This window comes from Tenuifilum thalassicum, from assembly GCF_013265555.1.
GTDB classification, from domain to species: Bacteria; Bacteroidota; Bacteroidia; order Bacteroidales; family Tenuifilaceae; genus Tenuifilum; species Tenuifilum thalassicum.
Window position 1 is genome coordinate 2,144,591 of sequence record NZ_CP041345.1, and the last position, 16,522, is coordinate 2,161,112.

The following is a 16,522-nucleotide window of genomic DNA, read 5'->3' on the forward strand; positions in this document are numbered from 1 at the left end:
TAGAGGAAGCAAAAATAAAAACTTTGAATCTTAAAATTTTAAATTGTAATTTAAAGTAACTCCTTTAGAAAACGCATTTGTCGTTACAGAAAAATCATCTAAAGCCCTTTTTAATTTACTATTCCTGCCACCTACTGATGCAACCCATATTATATCATAAACCCATATTGATATTCCAGCTCCTAAAAATAAAACATTATCATATTTAAAAAGCCAATATTTCTTTTCACCATAACCATTGAATGTTAATTCCTCTTGGTTTGTTCTAGGGTTTACATAAATTGAATATTGAGGTTCTCTATATATTTTACTATTTGCAATTATACCTAATGTCAAAAATGCAACAGAAGATAATGTTCTTAAATAGGGTTTAAAGTGCAAATTCCTATAATCCGAAACAAAATAATCGCCTAAACCAGGTAAAACTAATGAATATATAAAACTGCCATACCCTTTCTTTTTGTAAAAACTATTTATATTAATAACTTGTGGTCTAAGTTTTGAATAAAGTAAATAATTATCCTTATCCATATCCCATATTAAACAGTTACTCTTATGTTCTCCTAAATTATTATCCCCACAGAAAGAGATTGACTTTGGAATTAATGGGTTATACTCTCGTCCCATAAATAAAAAAGAACATTATTATTATTTATAGGCGACTTTGATGAATAATATACTATCATCCTATTGTTTAATAATTTAACACTATCTAAATCTATTTTTTGAGGTTTCTGTCCAACAGAATCGATACTAAAGACAAACAAAAAAAGAAATATAAAATAGTTATAATAAAATTTTAACATATTAGTTATTTTTAGATTATTTGGTTATAAAAGGAAATTATTTTTATTAGATCATTTTCTTTCTTAAGGTTTAACTTATTCAAAGAAATAAATTCTTCTATCTCTTTTCTCTTTTTTCCTAACAAATGGAGTAATTCATTTTTCTTACCATAAAACTTAGTTGGTGAAGTGTTTTCCTCAACTCTTATAAACAATGAAGTTTGCGTTTGATAAGCATTTATTGATGTTTCTGCTGCACCATATCTTAAACCAACATTGCTTTCACTAATACTTTTATCATACTTCTTCAACAATTGGCACCTCCCATCTACTAAAACTTCTAGATAAGCGCCTTGTATGTAAGGGCCAAAATGATCCTTACTAGTAATAATATCATAAATAAATTTCTTTCCCATGAAATTAAAGGCCAATACTTGAAAAGGATCCATAAAAACTAAAGTATCGTTGTTGTATATTAGTTCAATATTTTGGGAAGCAATATTAAAACGAAAAAGAGATTTGTATTTGATATTATTTTTTAATCTTAATTCGCCAATCATCCATTCCTTTGTAAGATATTCACTTCCTACTATAGATTTTGAAGTAAGAGTCCTATCTTCGACTCTTAAAAAAGATGCTTTAAAATTAGACGAACCATATCCAGCAATATGCATCATTTGTGTTTGCCCATGTACACAAAATAGCTTTATAAAAAGAAAAACAGTAAGCAAAATTCTTAAACTTTTCATGTTTAATTTACCTTTTGTAGATACTACTATGAATAGTTGCATAGAAATAGCATTTTTATTATTAATGATTTCAGCTAAAACTTTCAAATAAAAACTGGGGGCAAATAAAATGCCCCCAATTATTCAGTACACTATAATTACACTATTTTGATACAGGTGTGAAGGTTACATCAAACACGTCCCACACGGAGCCTGCATAGTCTCCAGTTGCTAATAAATGTCCCCAGAAATCAACGTGAATCTCACCTGTTTCTGCATTTACAGTACCCACTAATGGAGCATTGTAGAGGTTAAGATCAGCATCTCCCAGGTAAACAGCAACATCACCATATCCATAAATATCACCAATAAGTTGTCCAGGTTGGATTGTAATGGTTAGGTTTTGTACATCTATTGTAGCTACCAATGCAGTACTTTTGCCTTTAATTCCTGTTATGACAATGTTGTTCAATGGATCGTTAGGGTCAAGTGCAATTTGAATGTCTTCACCCCAATCTTCATCCCAATCACCAGGTGCACCATAGCTCTTTGCAAAAGCGGAATAGTTGCCAACCCATGGAGCCAATGGTCCTGGGTTAAATGATTGAATTACCCCCATAGCATTAGGAGCATAAACATTACCACTTGATGGTGTACCAAGTTTATACCCTAAGCTATAATAAACACCAGGGGTAAACTTATCTCTATAAAGTTTTACTTTTAGCTGGGCAGAGTTTTTACCAGCCGGAACAGTTACTGATCCCCCAACAATCTCATATGCTTCATTGGATAAAGTAGTTAATGAATCAATAATCTCAACTGGAATCGTCACATCAGTTTCTGGAACAGCACCCCAAACTAAAATGTCTATAGTAAAATCGGTAACTGCTGTATCAACATTAACAACAACATTTTTGTTTGGGTTATTAATTACAAAGGTAGTTCCTAAACTTTTGTCATTAGGATCGTAGGGCTTAGTAAGCTCCTCATTCTTCTCACAGGAGACAAACAACATAGTAGCCCCTAAGAGAAATGTTGCAAATATTCTGAAATATGTTTTCATAGTCATCTTAGTTTAATTTTATTACTATTCAACATCCCACCAAACTCTCTCAGAAATGCTTACAGGATCTACATTTGAGTTGTAAACAATTTCACTCTGAGCGTAAGGGAACCGACGAGGCATAGCATTCAAAGCAGCGTTTTGTGGCAGAACCAAGAAGTTAGGGAAACCTGTACGTCTATAGTCATTATATGAATACATAGTACCACATAGGGCAACCCACTTCTGATTAATAATCATTTCTAGTGTTAGGTTGTTAGGATCGGAAAGTGTAACGTTGGTTGCAAAGAATGGATATGCTGTTTGCCAGGTACTTGCATTAGCTACACCTACTTGCTCTAATGAAGCCTGAATCCCTTCAAGATATGCTTGGTATGCTGCAGACTTATCAGTAGGTAGCAATGCTTCTGCTTGCATGAACTTTTGTTCTGCATAGGTTATAAACCATACACCAGCATCATCAGCAGCTAAGTAATCACCTAGTGTTGAAATATTTTCATCTTCGCTACCGATTGCGCCTCCCGTATAAGGTGTATTTTTAGCAAAAAAATCTATTCTTGGATCAACAGTGCTATTTAAATAGTCGATAAATGTTTTCCCCATTCCAATATCACCTCTTTCCTTAAGGAACTGATATAATGGATGTCCAGCTCCATCCGGATCGCTAAAATAAAACACCATATTATCTGCACTAGACGTCAACCCTCCTTGGTTTAATACGTTAATTACATCTTGGTAAGCATTGCTATTCCTCTTTGATTGCACTAAAATAGCACGTGCTTTCAAAGCATATGCAGCGTTAATCCATTTTTGTGTATTGTTATTATAAATCATATCACCAGCAAGTGCTTCACCAGTCTTTGGTGCAGATAAATTAGTTATGGCATCATCGAGCAGGCCTAAAACAGTAGTATAAATTTGCTGTTGGCTATCAAGTTTTGGATTCAAATTTGCACCTTCCTGAAAAGCTTCACTGTAAGGTATGTCACCAAATAAATCAGTTAATGCCATTAATGCTATGGATTCCAAAATTTCTGCAACACCCTTAAATTGGTTTGAATTAGTTGCTTCAGCCTTCTCTTTAATCTTTTGGATATCCATTAAAGTACCATAATAGAAACTACTCCAAACATTATTTACATCAGATGGAGTCATATTATAACGGCCCTGTGTTAGCGATTGACGAGCAAAGCCATTAAAGTATTGCATCCACATGTTAAGTGGCCTTACAATATCATTACCACCTAAATCATAAGCTAAGTTAGCTTGTACTGCTGGAAGGATTAATTTCATTGGCACATCTGCAGGTGTATCCGGGTTAACATTGATATCCGGATCAACCCATTCGCAACTTGACACGGTTAATATTAATGCCAAGATTACTGCTATATTCTTAAATAACATTTTTCGTTTCATAAATTAAAAATTTAAATTGTTAGAATCCTAAACGTAAACCAAATGTGTAGAGCTTTTTACCTGGCATGTTAAAATAATCCATTCCCTGACCATTACTTGCTCCAGTAAGGTTTGTTTCAGGATCAATACCAGTATAAGGAGTAATTAAAAGTAAGTTGTTGCCTGTAAAATAAACTTCAAGGCTCTTTATAGGTGTCGATTTTAGAAGTTTTTCATTAAACCTGTAAGATAGTGTAATTTCTCTAATTCTAAACCAGTCAGTTTTTTCTAGCTCTGAACTATTTGGAGCACCTCCAAAGTTACTACCATTTCCCTGGAACCATTTCTGGTCAAGAACTACAGGAATATTATTAGTAGAACCATCGGTAACAACATTTCCATTATCATCTACATAACCAAGAACGCCATCAAAAACAACAATGTTTTCAGCTGGAGTTTGGTCAAAATTGATAGAACCATCTGGATTATAAACAACCTCACGGTTTTCAGTTGCCTTACTTACACCAAAGAAGTTAAGTGCAGATTTTGTTCCGTTCCACATCATTCCACCCTTTTTAATATCAATAAGGACAGAAAGGCTAATACCCTTATAGCTGAACGTATTGTATACATTCACAGTATAGTCAGGATCCACTTGTCCAAGAGGTATCATGCCTTGTTCTTGGTTGGTCATGGGATAACCAACTGGTCCTTTGTTTGGATCTGTATTGATAAGGACATTACCATTAGCGTCTCTGTACCAATCATAACCGTAGAATGACCTATAAACCTGACCTGCAACAGCACGGATTTGAGGATCAGTAAAGCCAGCTAAGAATACATCTTCGATTCCAGGAGCCAACCTATCAACCATGGTTTTCATCTTTGTGAAGTTAGCATTAATATCCCACTGGAAACTTGAAGTTTTTACAGGTGTGGCATTTAACGAAAGTTCAACACCGTTTGTAGTCATCTTAGCTGCATTCATGAACTGACCATAAAGACCAGTACTTGGGGCAATTGGTACATTAAGAATAAGATCTTCGTTTACGTTGTTAAAATATGAAAAGTCAAGTCCAACTCGATTATTTAAAAACCTTAACTCGGTACCGACTTCCAGAGATTTCATGCTCTCATGAGTTAGGTTGGGTGAACCACCTGTATCACCATAAGAGAAACCAGTTGCACCTAACATAGGAAAAGAACCACCAGTAGTCCAGCCATCACCAACTCCACCAGAAAACCATTGAGTTGATAGAGCATAAATTGGAGCCACGTTAGCTGTTAAGGCATATGATGCTCTTAACTTACCGAAAGAAAGAATGTTGTTATCCTTAAGCCCAGGTAATTCGGAGAAGATAAAGCCAACGTTTGCTGAAGGATAAAACTTAGCCTTAGCATTTGGCATTGATGTGGCTTTCTCGTATCTTCCAGTTGCACCTAAATACAACATGTTGTAAAAAGCCAAAGAAACATCACCAAAGAAAGCACTACTCCTAAATTCTGCTTCACCTACTCCTGCAGATTGGTTGGAAGTATTGGAAACATGGTAAAAACCAGGAATGTCAAGCGGAGCATTTGTTGCTGCAGAAACAGACTTTCCATAATCTCCATACATGTTAAAACCAAAAGTTCCAGTTAGGTTAATGTTTTCCGTAAAGTTATGATTTATTAAAGCCAGAAGGTCAGAGTTTATTATAGATGAGAATGAGCTACCTTCCGAAACAGATCCATTTGGCACAGCTCTTGAATTTATTGCAAATATTTGCTTATACCTTCTTACATACCAGTCAACACCTATTTGATATTTAAAGGTTAACCAGTCAAGAGCTTTGAATTCAAGTGATGAATTACCTATGAAACGGTTAATATTCTCTGTATAAGGGTTTTTGTTAATTGTCCAATATGGGTTATCATATCCACCACCATGACGATAATTTCTTTGAATACCACCAGGCAGTTCATAACCCATATTATTAAAGAATGACGGAGGTGTCCTAAGCAATCCTAACATTACACCAGAAACATTGGAACCTTTTTGAATAAATGTTCCTTCTGAATTTACATAATTTGAGTTAGCAGACAACTTCAAATTTTTCAAAAGATTTGAAGTAAAGTTAGCCCTAATAGAGGTTCTTTTAAATTCTTCGTTAGGAACAACACTTGTTTCGTTTCTGTTACCAACCGAGAAATAGAATTGGCTATACTCATTACTACCAGAAATACTAGCGTTATTATCGTATGTAACTCCAGTTTGGAAAAATTCATACCTGTCATAGGGTACAACTGGACCTAAGGTTGGATCAGCAAGTGGGCTGGATTTAGGCACAATTGCTCCATACACATCATAATCGGGCCATGTCCATACAGATGGGTCCTTTGAATATGCAGATTGGTCTAGACGAGGACCCCAAGATGTTGAAGCACCTGAAGACCAAACTCCGTTACTACCTTGAGCAAAAGTGTTTTGTAGTTCAGGTAGTTGAGAAACTTCGCTTAGCTGAACGGAAGAGTTAATATCAACCTTAAATGTTTGTCCTTTTTTCCCTTTTTTGGTGTTGATTAGAATAACACCATTAGCAGCTTGAACACCGTAAAGAGCGGTTGCAGCTCCTCCTTTTAGAACAGTGATAGACTCGATATCATCGGGATTGATATCAATAGCACGCGATGAACGTTGAACACCATCAACACTATTTCCAGTATCACCACTACCACCAGAACTAATAGGTTGTCCATCAACTATGAATAGTGGTTGATTGTTTCCTGTTATTGAGGATGCACCACGAATAGTAATATAAGAAGCAGCACCTGCAGAACCTGAGGAGTTTATGATTTGTACACCAGAGGTCTTTGCAGATAAGGCTTTAACAACATCCCCAGTACCTGATTTCTGAATGGTTTCGGAATTAACTTCCTGTACATTATAACCAAGGGCCTTTCTCTCCCTAGTTATACCCAAGGCTGTAACAACAACCTCCTCCATTTGAACAGATTCGGTTTCCATTACTACGTCTATAACAGAGCGGCCAGCAATGGCAACTTCTTGGGTTTTAAACCCCACAAAGCTAAAGGTTAGTGATTGAGCACTTGTTGGGACACTGAGTTCATACTTACCTTTAGCATCGGTAATTACGCCAACAGTTGTGCCTTTAACAAAAACTGAAACACCCGGCATGGGCATTCCATCCTCGGAACTGGTAACCGTTCCGGTAATCCTCACCGTTTGCGCCTGCACAAGGGTAATACCAGCAAGCAGCAAACTTGCAAGAAAAACGCTTAGTTTTTTCATAGAACAAGTTTTAGGTTTACAATAGAGGTTAGTAAATTTTCAACACGACTAATCTACAAAAATGTTTTGCTAAAAGCAATAATTTGATATAACTTTTTTTAACACAGGTAAAAAAAAAGGCTGCTTCTAATGAAGCAACCTTATATATGTATCAATTAACACCCTCTAGGGATTTTGATCAGCTTCCGAAATTGCAGGATTATTATCAATTTCAGTCTGAGGTATCTTATAAATAAATACTGGATCTTCGGCTGGAATAACATTACCAGGAACTGCAGAGAAGATATGATTGGTTCTGTTAAGTCCTTTCTTAAGCCTCATGATATCATAGAATGCAAAACCTTCACCCCAAAGTTCAATTCTACGCTCTAACAAAATTCTATCGATTAGAGCTTGGCCGGTTTCAGTTACTGTTGGGGGTGTATAAAATCTAACATTCCATAATTCTTGTAAAAGATTCTGTGCTGTTGTTTCTTCTGGCCCTCCCATTCTAGCACGTGCCTCTGCTTCAATTAAAAGCATCTCTTCTGGTCTCATCATAACATAATCTGCAGCAAATTCTTTATCATTAGCCGAAGAAAATTTTAAGTTTACATATACATTAACGCTATTACTAACTGTCGGTATAAGCAATTCATCTCTTCTTATATCGCCAGGTTGCATTTGGCTGTACAAAGTGTGGCACAGATATTTAGGACTGTATCCTAATCCAGCATATCCACCTATTGTCATGTCAAGATGAGAGAAAAATGATGCATATATAGTTGATTGTTCATCATTAAGTGGTAAGCCCCACATCCATACCATTTGAGCTGCATTATCAAAGCCCGATTCAAACTGTTCAATTGTATTTAGTGCATATCCTTGTCTGGCTGCATTTGCATGCGAAGCAGCTGCGGACCAATCATTCATTACAAGTGCAACTCTTGCTCTAATACCATGAGCAACAGATAAATCAACCTCAGAAATATCACGACGCTCTATATTTGCCTCTCCAAATAAAGTAATAGCTTCATCCAAATCTGCAGTAATTAAATCATAAACTTGTTGAACAGTGGCTCTAGGATTACCTTCATTTTTAGGTTCTGTATAAATAGGTACACCAGGATCGTTTTGATGTCCCATGTATGTTTGTTGGAAATGTTGTATAAGCCTAAAATATGAATAGGCTCTAAGAGTTAGAGCTTGAGCTTTGATATGCTTTTTTTGCACATCAGTTGCATTTGTAACTTCATCATAATGAGCAAGTACCTCATTCAAATTTCGAATGCTTCTATAAAACAGACTCCACACGTAAGAGGGCCTCCTATAAGTAGCCTCTCTATTATCAATTGTGTAATCATATCTAAACCAATGTAACCGGCCAACAACAATATCTTCACCCATAAGATCTGAAGCTAAATCAATAGCTTTAACTCCAAATTGATCGTGGTAAGAATGGTATTCTCTTAAATCACGAGTAACACCATCTATAACCGCTTTAGCCCCCTCTAAATTTGTAAAAACCTTATCATCACTAATAGATGCTGACGGGCTGGTTTCCAAGAAATCTTCGCTACATGAAACCATTAATCCGACAAGCAGCGTAAATATTAAAAATTTTCTTTTCATATTTTGTCTCCTTTTAGAAATTTAAGTTAATACCAAATGCAATAGTTCTTAGTGGGGTGTATACATTATCAAGGTTTCCACTAATAGATTGCTGCGGATCTAACCCTTTACGCTTTGACTTAAGATAAAGATTTGTTCCAGTTACAAATAACTTTGCATTTGCGATGCCATAATTACTTAAAAACTTTTTCGGTAAATTATAACCGATAGTTAGGTTTTTAAAACTTATATAATCAGCATCTATCAAAAACCTATCGGAGGTAGCATTAACGTTCTGGTCATAATCATTTATAGGTATATTGCTATTAGTATTATCGGGTGACCAGGCTTTTAAAATATCTTTATGGAAATTTGTTCCATTTGTCAAATTGCCATGCATTAAAGCTGCATAAGGGCTATCATATACTTGACCACCAATACCAAAAGTTATCAAAAATGATAATTCAAAATTCTTATAGATGAAAGAGTTGGTAACACCACCTACTAAATCTGGAATAGATGAAGTTCCAGTATAGTATCGAGTTGCATCACTATAATTCTTAGTTGTAATTACAGAATCAACTACTACTTCATTGGTTACAGGATCAATATGAGTAACATCTTGGTACCACATCGATTTCCCATCAGTAGGATCAACACCTGCAAACTTTCTCATGTAGTAATCGTAAATACTGTGACCTACCATCCACTTCTTATTACCATTAATCATCTCTTCCTGAGGCAATTTTGTAATTTCATTCTTGTAGTGGCTTAGGTTTAAATCTAGAAACCACGTAAAATTCTCGGTATTAACTAAATTAGCATTTACTTCAATATCAAATCCTCTATTTTCAACGGCTCCAATATTTGCATCAAATCCACTAAAACCTGTTGATGGAGGGAGTGGTTGTGTAAACAATAGGTCATCACTCTTTCTAATATAATATTCGAAATTCATGCTTAACCTATCGAATATTCTTACTTCAATGCCAGTATTAATTTGAATGTTCTTTTCCCAAGAAAGGTTTGGTGTTCCAAGACGTGAAAGTAAGAATCCAGGATAATTTAAGTTTGCATACTCTGTAGAATATAAGGCTTGATATGCATAATACCCTACTTGATCATTACCAGTTGTACCATAACTAGCTTTCAAACGAGCATTGTTCAACCACGATAATCCTTTTAAGAATTCTTCATCACTAATTCTCCATGAACCACCTACTGACCAGAATTTTCCCCAACGTGTATCTTTATGAAATCTTGATGAACCATCAGTTCTAAAACTTAGGGACAAGTAATATTTACCTAAGTAATCATAATTTACACGAGCTAAATAACTTTCTAAACGTAAGTTAGACTCATACGATCCCGATGACTCATTTGTAGCAGCTGCATCTAGTTCGTATAAATCTGGTAATGGAAATCCAGTACGAGTAGCACTTAGGTAATTATACATATACTGATAACTCTCATGTCCTATCAAAGCATCAATATTATGGTTATTAACGGATTTATTATAGTATAGAAGTTGATTAGCTGATAAAGAAATTGAGCGTCCATAATCCCTTGTTGAACGGCCACCAAAAGACTGAGCATCACCAACTTCCATATTTTGATGAGTTAATCCAAAGTAACCATTATAGTCAACACTTGAATTTACTTGGAATTTGAAATCTTTTAAGAAACTAATTTCGGTAAACCCTCTGGCCGAAATATTATCATCTTTGTAAACACGTTTATCAAGAACTATAGTACCCAATGGGTTGCTATTTGCACTATATAAACGGGCTCTTCCATAACTGTTCCCATAGTCGTATTGCTTTTTACCTTGTGCATCTAATACTAACTCACCAGTATTAGGATCCCTCAAGTAAACAGGATAAATAGGTGCAATCATCCTGGACCACATAAAGGTATTTACATAGGCACTACCAGAAGATACTGGATAGTTTTGTTCAGAATTTGATGCTCCCAAATTTAAACCTAACTTAAACCAATCTTTAAGTTGATGCTCGTTATTAATACGAATGCTATAACGTTTGTAATTAGATGACTGAACAATACCATCTTCATTTAAATAGTTTCCAGAAATATAATACTTTGACTTTTCTGAACCACCACTTGCTGAAACCAAATAATCTTGTCTAATTCCAGTTTGATGAAGCTCATCATACCAACTATCGTTCCATAATACAGTATGGTTTGGGTTAAGTTTGCCATCGGTCCCAACTACATATTCACCAGTTGGTACCCCAAACGGATTATACCCACCTGTATATGTACTTATTAAATCAGATGAAGCATTTACACGAGCAGTAGCATCATCATCTCCGTTAGCCAAGTTGTAATTGTAAACTTTCTGCCATAAAGCCTCCATATACTCAGCACTATTGAGTCGATCATACTCTGGTATACCTCTTGTACTTATACCAATATTAGCGACTGCTGTAAATTGAGTTCTATCCTTCTTTCCCTTCTTCGTAGTAATCATAATAACACCATTAGCGGCCCGAGAACCATAAAGCGATGTTGCTGAAGCATCCTTAAGAACTGAAATATTTTCAATATCCTGTGATGGAATACTATTAATATCTCCTGAAAATGGGAAACCATCAACAACGTACAAGGGAGCAGCAGAAGCATTTACAGAGCCAATACCACGAATGCGTATTGTAGCAGTTGTTCCTGGCTGTCCCAGTCCTGATGTCACTTGAATTCCAGAAGATAATCCCTCAAGTGCTTTGGTCACATTGGAAACTTGAATTTCTTGTAGTTTCTCGGTTTTAACAGCAGATGCAGAACCAGTAAACGATTCCTTTTTAAAAGTGCCATAAGGTGCCACAACCACCACCTCATCAATCTGCTTTGATTCCGGATTCATTACTACATCAATGACCGAACGCCCAGCGATGGCAACATCTTGCATTTCGTATCCTACGAAACTGAATTGAAGGGTTTGTGCATTGGCTGGCACGTTAAGCTCGTACTTACCATCCACATTGGTAGTTACACCAATAGTAGTACCTTTCACAACAACTGAAACACCCGGCATGGGCATTCCATCCTCGGAACTGGTAACTGTTCCGGTAATCCTTACCGTTTGCGCCTGAACCAGGGTAATTCCTGCCAGAAGCAAACTTGCAAGAAAAACGCTTAGTTTTTTCATAGAACAAGTTTTAGGTTTACAATAATAGTTAGTTAATAATACTATTTCCGCCGCTAATATATGTAACACTTTTTTAAAAAACAACCGTTTGCAGCGCTATTTATTAACAAAAGAAGTGTTAAAACCCCATAAACACTACTAATCAATTGTTTTTTTCTTCAAAAAGTTCAGAAAAATCAATGAATTCAGATTGATTGAATTTAAAAATCTCATTTTCAAACTTAAGGCTCACCTTGTTTGTCAATTCTTCACGATAGGCAGCGAGAAAGTTTAAATAACAGGTAAAGTAGATAGATAAAATGTTCACACTAAATATCATTCAGAATTTTTCCAATAAGTTACCCTCTTTGAATCTAATTTCCAATATTTTTTACACACACCGCTATAAAATCAACATAGGAAATAGGGCTAAACTTTAGGTTAATAATATCAGGCCAAATTGTAACCTTAAAAGGGATCATAGAGTATAACTGTAAAAAGATATTTGCACTTTATTACACTTTTTTGTAAAATTGCGTTAAAGTTTAACACTCAAAAACTAGTTGCCTATCGATAGAAGTTCTACACGCTAACCAAAAAAGGATGTAGCCGTGGATAATTTAAAGCGTTCCGATCAGGAACTTCTATCAGATTTTTTATCGGGCAACAATTCAGCCCTAGAAGTTTTATATAAAAGGTATGAAAGGAAACTTTATACCTATATCTTTTTAATGGTACGCAAGGCGCACCTTGCCGAAGATCTATTACAGGAAACATTTATCAAGGCGATAAAATCGGTTAAAGAAGGTAAGTATTCCGATTCGAACCGTTTTGGATCGTGGCTTATGCGTATTGCACACAATCTGGTCATTGACCAGTTTAGGCATAAAAAGCAGTATAGAGAGATATCGAACGACGACTATGAGCTAGATATTTTTAGCACTCCCCGATTTTCCGATGCCACCATCGAACAAAAAATGGTTTATGAGCGAGTGCTCTTTGAGGTACGCACACTTATCGATTACCTTCCAGAAGAACAACGAGAGGTTGTTATGTTACGCTATTATGGCGACCTCAGCTTTAAGGAGATTGCCGAGGCTACTAATGTCAGCATAAACACCGCTTTAGGCAGAATGCGCTACGCTCTCATCAACCTAAGAAAAATGGTTAAGGAACGAAATCTTAGCTTCGAGTTTGAGAAGGTGTAACTTTTATTGTAACTTATTTTTTCAACTTTGCTTAAAACAACTTGAGGTTTTTCCTGATTAGGTTATTTAAAAATTTGCTTAGATAACAAAACAGTTTCCCATTCGCTATCTTTGCCTTATGGGCAAGAATAAAATAAAACCGAAGGAGTTACACTTTTTAAAACCAATCAAAGGGGTTGATATTGCTTCTATTTGTCGAGAAGCAAATATTATCCTTCGTACAAAAAATGTGTCGAAACACGAGCTGCTTAATTTTCTCCAAAATGCCACAAATAAGACAGATGAAGATATTTATGATAAAAAATTCGAACCTCTAGTCAAATACATCAAACCTGACAAGCCGAGTGAGGGAAAACTACAGGAATTTATCATTAACAATAAAAGGATCAGTTTGCGTACACCATTGCCATATAAAATATACGGAAGTGACAACATTGAACCTGGTGCTATTGCCCAGATGGAAAATGCCATGAGTTTACCCGTATCAAAAGCAGGAGCACTTATGGCCGATGCTCATGAAGGATACGGGCTGCCAATTGGGGGTGTGCTTGCAACACCAAACAATGTTGTAATTCCCTACGCCGTTGGTGTTGATATTGCATGTAGGATGTGCCTATCGGTATTTGCCATTTCTCCAGAAGTAATCCACACAAAATCAGAAACGCTTAAGCAAATACTTGAGGAAAGCACCATTTTTGGTGTTGGGAGTAAGAATAAAAAACATATCGACACATCTGTATTCGATAAGCAGGAATGGTCTTCGACAAAAATAATTAGGAAGTACCGAGATTTGGCCTACAGCCAACTTGGAACATCGGGTGGAGGAAACCACTTTGCCGAATGGGGTGAACTAACAGTAAAGGGCACAGATGAACTATTAGGTTTAGAACCAGGAGCCTATCTGGCTCTTCTTACTCACTCTGGATCAAGGGGTTTTGGTAGCGAAATAGCTCTTTACTATTCAAAACTAGCCATGTCTCAGATTGCTCTACCTGGCAGTGCCAAACATCTTGCATGGCTATACCTTGACACGCAGGAAGGTAACGAGTACTGGATAGCCATGAATTTAGCAGGGGAATACGCTTCGGCAAATCACCATGAGATACATCGGAAGGTAGCACGAGCATTAAACGAAAAGCCATTAAAAATTGTCGAGAATCATCATAATTTTGCTTGGGAAGAAACTCTACCTAATGGCGAGAAGGCAATAGTTCATAGAAAAGGGGCAACACCAGCATATCGGAACTCCCTAGGGATCATACCGGGGACAATGGTACATCGTGCATATGTAGTTAGAGGAAAGGGAAATTACGACTCGCTATTTTCGGCTTCGCATGGTGCTGGAAGACAAATGTCAAGAAAAAAAGCCATACAAAAATTTACCCGTGATGACCTAAATTACATTCTTGACAAATATGGGGTTAAGCTAATTGGAGGTGGGCTTGATGAAGTTCCTATGGCCTATAAGGATATAGGCAAAGTTATGAACGAACAAAAAGACCTAGTAGAGGTATTGGCTCAATTTCAGCCTAAAATAGTAAGGATGGCAAATCCAGAACGAAAACATCGCTGGTAGTAATTTTTTTTCTTTTTAATACAATACTTTTCTTTAGCTTTTCGTTTTGCTAATAGATAATAAACAAATTCTGCCTATGGTAAATCTTTACTCAATGCTAAACAGCCAAGTTGATAAAAAATGGGGGGAAGGCTCAATTAGAAAAGCAGAACATAAAGAAACAACTTTTTTAAAAGAGCATCCACATAAGCTTATTTTGGATAAGCTGAAGAGACTAGAAATGATTACACCTCCATCTGCTAAAAACCAGTTTCATCAACTTTTAGAAAAAATTAGTTCAATGTAAGTAGTTGGAGTTTAAAAGGAGGAAAATCCGATAGCCTCGGGTTTTCCTCTATTTTTATGACTCAAAAGGCAATATAAAAAACATTGATTTTAACTGAAGAAACTGACTAATTAAAAGCTAGCAAGATCTACTTTATTAAGATTTTTGTTTAAACGCCATTGATTAGATTGGCAGTGTGACATGCTACTAAACCTGCAGTTTCAGTTCTAAGACGAGAAGTGCTAAGGCTAATTGCATTAAAACCTACATCTAATGCCTGAGTAACTTCATCGGGGGTAAAATCACCTTCGGGGCCAATAAGAACCAGCACCTTCTTCCCTCTTTCAATAACATTCCGAAAAGGTTCTAAATCCCAGCTGTTACAATGAGCAATTGCCTTTATATCGTAATCGTTGGCATTTTTTACTACCTCTGCATATGGCTTCATTACGTTTACCTGCGGCAGGTAAGCTTTTACCGATTGCTTCATTGCAGCAACTGCCACTTTTATTAACCTATCAACCTTAACTACCTTTCGCTCTGAACGTTGACAAAGTAACGGAGTTACTTCATCGATTCCTATTTCGGTGGCCTTTTCTAAAAACCACTCGAATCGATCGATGTTTTTGGTTGGAGCAATCGCTATATGTAAATAGAAAGGGCGTTTCCCATACTCATGATTTGCTTCAACAATTTCCACCGCACAACGTTTAGGGTTATCGTCGATTATTTTAGCTGTAAATAGAGAACCAATACCGTTAGTTAGATATAGCAGGTCGCCTACTTTCATTCTTAAAACACGAATGCAGTGTTTTGATTCGTCCTCTGGGAGTATATATTCATTCCCATTCACTTCTGGGGCATAAAATATTTGCATGGGTAAATGATTTATTCCTTGCAAATTTAAGATATCGGTCAAAGTATGTACTTTTGAATAATGAAATTTTACAAACTTATTTAATGAAATCGATTGGTATAGTTTCAGATACTCACGGTTTTTGGGACAATGGGCTGAATGATTTTTTTGCTGAATGCGATGAGATTTGGCATGCTGGGGATATTGGTTCGCTTGAACTTGCCGATAGAATCAATACATTCAAACAGTTGAGAGCAGTATATGGCAATATTGACGACCATAAAACACGATTAGCACATCCTGAATTTCAGCGTTTTTCTGTTGAGAATGTTTCTGTGCTAATTACACACATTGGAGGGAAACCCGGCAGATATGAACCAAGGGTTAAAGAGCAGCTTTTAAAAAATCCTGTAAAAATATTTGTTTGTGGGCACAGCCACATTCTTCGTGTTCAGTTCGATAAAGCATTTAATATGCTTTACATCAATCCTGGAGCTGCAGGCAACAATGGGTTTCACCAAGTAAAAACAGCATTACGTTTAAAGATTGATGGTGAAAACATTTTCGACCTTGAGGTCTGGGAGAAAAAAAGAGGAATTTAAATGAATGGTTCGGAATG

12 protein-coding genes are annotated in these 16,522 nt (G+C 36.2%); 4 read left to right on the forward strand and 8 right to left on the reverse strand.

What is annotated here, in order from left to right:
• Nucleotides 1-30: 30 nt before the first annotated feature.
• The 7 genes from FHG85_RS09030 to FHG85_RS09060 all read right to left on the reverse strand — a co-directional run bounded on the left by FHG85_RS09030 (nt 31) and on the right by FHG85_RS09060 (nt 12,019).
• A complete protein-coding gene (locus tag FHG85_RS09030) occupies nt 31-627 on the reverse strand; it encodes a hypothetical protein (protein ID WP_173075082.1) in 597 nt (198 codons plus the stop codon).
• 190 nt (nt 628-817) lie between these two features.
• Nucleotides 818-1,576 carry a hypothetical protein gene (locus tag FHG85_RS09035; RefSeq protein WP_173075084.1) on the reverse strand — a complete coding sequence of 253 codons (759 nt, stop codon included), beginning with the start codon at nt 1,574-1,576 and terminating at the stop codon, nt 818-820.
• Between the two features lie 100 nt (nt 1,577-1,676).
• The gene (locus FHG85_RS09040) at nt 1,677-2,576 is read right to left on the reverse strand and encodes a hypothetical protein (RefSeq protein WP_173075086.1); all 900 of its coding nucleotides are present in this window, start codon (nt 2,574-2,576) and stop codon (nt 1,677-1,679) included.
• 24 nt (nt 2,577-2,600) lie between these two features.
• Nucleotides 2,601-3,992 carry a SusD/RagB family nutrient-binding outer membrane lipoprotein gene (locus FHG85_RS09045; RefSeq protein ID WP_173075088.1) on the reverse strand — a complete coding sequence of 464 codons (1,392 nt, stop codon included), beginning with the start codon at nt 3,990-3,992 and terminating at the stop codon, nt 2,601-2,603.
• Nucleotides 3,993-4,011: 19 nt separating this feature from the next.
• Nucleotides 4,012-7,263 carry a SusC/RagA family TonB-linked outer membrane protein gene (locus tag FHG85_RS09050; protein WP_173075090.1) on the reverse strand — a complete coding sequence of 1,084 codons (3,252 nt, stop codon included), beginning with the start codon at nt 7,261-7,263 and terminating at the stop codon, nt 4,012-4,014.
• A 165-nt stretch (nt 7,264-7,428) separates the two neighbouring features.
• Complete coding sequence (locus tag FHG85_RS09055) at nt 7,429-8,874, reverse strand: RagB/SusD family nutrient uptake outer membrane protein (RefSeq protein WP_173075092.1); 1,446 nt, start codon at nt 8,872-8,874, stop codon at nt 7,429-7,431.
• A 13-nt stretch (nt 8,875-8,887) separates the two neighbouring features.
• The gene (locus FHG85_RS09060) at nt 8,888-12,019 is read right to left on the reverse strand and encodes a SusC/RagA family TonB-linked outer membrane protein (protein ID WP_173075094.1); all 3,132 of its coding nucleotides are present in this window, start codon (nt 12,017-12,019) and stop codon (nt 8,888-8,890) included.
• Between the two features lie 590 nt (nt 12,020-12,609).
• Here FHG85_RS09060 and FHG85_RS09065 point away from each other — a divergent pair.
• The 3 genes from FHG85_RS09065 (at nt 12,610) to FHG85_RS09075 (ending at nt 15,068) form a co-directional block, all read left to right on the forward strand.
• Nucleotides 12,610-13,206 (forward strand): RNA polymerase sigma factor, encoded by a 597-nt coding sequence (locus tag FHG85_RS09065; RefSeq protein WP_173075096.1) that lies wholly within the window; start codon nt 12,610-12,612, stop codon nt 13,204-13,206.
• A gap of 391 nt (nt 13,207-13,597) precedes the next feature.
• On the forward strand, nt 13,598-14,782 hold the full coding sequence (locus FHG85_RS09070) for an RtcB family protein (RefSeq protein ID WP_220429195.1): 1,185 nt from the start codon (nt 13,598-13,600) through the stop codon (nt 14,780-14,782).
• A 76-nt stretch (nt 14,783-14,858) separates the two neighbouring features.
• Nucleotides 14,859-15,068 (forward strand): hypothetical protein, encoded by a 210-nt coding sequence (locus tag FHG85_RS09075; RefSeq protein WP_173075099.1) that lies wholly within the window; start codon nt 14,859-14,861, stop codon nt 15,066-15,068.
• A 148-nt stretch (nt 15,069-15,216) separates the two neighbouring features.
• On the opposite strand, the gene FHG85_RS09080 is transcribed toward FHG85_RS09075, so the two are convergent.
• Nucleotides 15,217-15,924 (reverse strand): 16S rRNA (uracil(1498)-N(3))-methyltransferase, encoded by a 708-nt coding sequence (locus tag FHG85_RS09080; RefSeq protein WP_173075101.1) that lies wholly within the window; start codon nt 15,922-15,924, stop codon nt 15,217-15,219.
• An 83-nt stretch (nt 15,925-16,007) separates the two neighbouring features.
• Between FHG85_RS09080 and FHG85_RS09085 the strand changes: the two genes are divergently transcribed.
• Nucleotides 16,008-16,505 (forward strand): metallophosphoesterase family protein, encoded by a 498-nt coding sequence (locus FHG85_RS09085; protein WP_173075103.1) that lies wholly within the window; start codon nt 16,008-16,010, stop codon nt 16,503-16,505.
• The last annotated feature ends 17 nt before the right edge of the window (nt 16,506-16,522 follow it).

Excerpts from the sequence above, each read along its gene's own strand:
- FHG85_RS09030 (WP_173075082.1), bottom strand. The coding sequence starts at position 627 with ATGGGACGAGAGTATAACCCATTAATTCCAAAGTCAATCTCTTTCTGT.
- FHG85_RS09035 (WP_173075084.1), bottom strand. The coding sequence starts at position 1,576 with ATGCAACTATTCATAGTAGTATCTACAAAAGGTAAATTAAACATGAAA.
- FHG85_RS09040 (WP_173075086.1), bottom strand. The coding sequence starts at position 2,576 with ATGAAAACATATTTCAGAATATTTGCAACATTTCTCTTAGGGGCTACT.
- FHG85_RS09045 (WP_173075088.1), bottom strand. The coding sequence starts at position 3,992 with ATGAAACGAAAAATGTTATTTAAGAATATAGCAGTAATCTTGGCATTA.
- FHG85_RS09050 (WP_173075090.1), bottom strand. The coding sequence starts at position 7,263 with ATGAAAAAACTAAGCGTTTTTCTTGCAAGTTTGCTGCTTGCTGGTATT.
- FHG85_RS09055 (WP_173075092.1), bottom strand. The coding sequence starts at position 8,874 with ATGAAAAGAAAATTTTTAATATTTACGCTGCTTGTCGGATTAATGGTT.
- FHG85_RS09060 (WP_173075094.1), bottom strand. The coding sequence starts at position 12,019 with ATGAAAAAACTAAGCGTTTTTCTTGCAAGTTTGCTTCTGGCAGGAATT.
- FHG85_RS09075 (WP_173075099.1), top strand. The coding sequence starts at position 14,859 with ATGGTAAATCTTTACTCAATGCTAAACAGCCAAGTTGATAAAAAATGG.
- FHG85_RS09080 (WP_173075101.1), bottom strand. The coding sequence starts at position 15,924 with ATGCAAATATTTTATGCCCCAGAAGTGAATGGGAATGAATATATACTC.
- FHG85_RS09085 (WP_173075103.1), top strand. The coding sequence starts at position 16,008 with ATGAAATCGATTGGTATAGTTTCAGATACTCACGGTTTTTGGGACAAT.